Source organism: Methylobacterium sp. CCH5-D2, from assembly GCF_001556475.1.
Classification (GTDB): Bacteria; Pseudomonadota; Alphaproteobacteria; order Rhizobiales; family Beijerinckiaceae; genus Methylobacterium; species Methylobacterium hispanicum.
Genome location: NZ_LSIX01001149.1, coordinates 1 through 853, shown reverse-complemented (window position 1 = coordinate 853; position 853 = coordinate 1). Strand labels below are relative to the sequence as shown.

The 853-nt window shown below is 70.7% G+C and carries 2 protein-coding genes; both read right to left on the bottom strand.

Annotation, left to right across the window (positions count from 1 at the left end; genetic code table 11):
• Positions 1 to 563 (bottom strand): LUD domain-containing protein (locus AX737_RS31240; protein ID WP_066928068.1); only part of this gene is annotated, 563 nt, incomplete at its 3' end.
• On the bottom strand, positions 560 to 853 hold a 294-nt coding region (locus AX737_RS31235), incomplete at its 5' end, for a lactate utilisation protein LutB domain-containing protein (protein ID WP_156454074.1). The genes AX737_RS31235 and AX737_RS31240, both read right to left, overlap by 4 nt.

Below are 853 nucleotides of genomic sequence, written 5' to 3'. Positions count from 1 at the left end.
AGGGAGCGCACCCCCTGCGCCCCGTGGATCAGCACGCCCTCGATGTCGGCGGTGGCCGACGGCCCTGTATGCAGCACCGCGTAGGCGGCCTGCCCGAATTCGGGGCGCAGGTAGGCTGCCTGAACGTTGGGCAGGATGTCGGCGGGATCGAGCAGCACCACGAGGTGCTGGGCGAGGTAGGCCACCGCGTTCACGATCAACTGACCTTCCGTGAACAGCACCGAGCCCGTCTCCGCGATGCCGAACACGGCGCGCACCACCGCCACGTCGACGTCGTCCACGTCCCGCGGCCGGGCGACCGCCTCGAGATCGCGGTTGCCGGCGAGTTCGGGCACCGCGGAGGCGACGACCTTCGCCCCGTCCAGGCGCTCGCGCACGCCCGCGAAGACGTCGTCCGCCCCGGGCTCGGCGATGCGACCGCCCATGCGCTTCAGGCGCTCGCCGAACTCGGCCACGAGGTCGTCGCCGACGAGCGGCGTGAACCGCGGCACCGCGGGCAGCGGGTGCTCGCCCGCCGGCCGGTTCTTCCGGATCTCGGCCAGGATCGCGTCGCGCGCGCTCATTTGGCGCCGTCCTTCATGCGGTTCTCCCTGTACCAAGCGTGGAAGCTCTGCCGGGGAGCGTCGGGCATCTCGCGCTTCTTCCCCCAGGTGTTGAGCGGGTTGTAGACGGCGAAGCGCGGCAGCACCTTGAGCGCCGAATCCGCCGCGCCGATCGCCGCCCGGTAGGCCGCAGGCCTTGAGAGCACGGCGCCCGCGGCCTTCATCATGCCCTGCTTGAGCATCGGGATCTGGTGCTCCTCGGCCAGCACCTTGCGCCAGGCGAAGATCTGCTCGTGGATGTTGATCTTCAC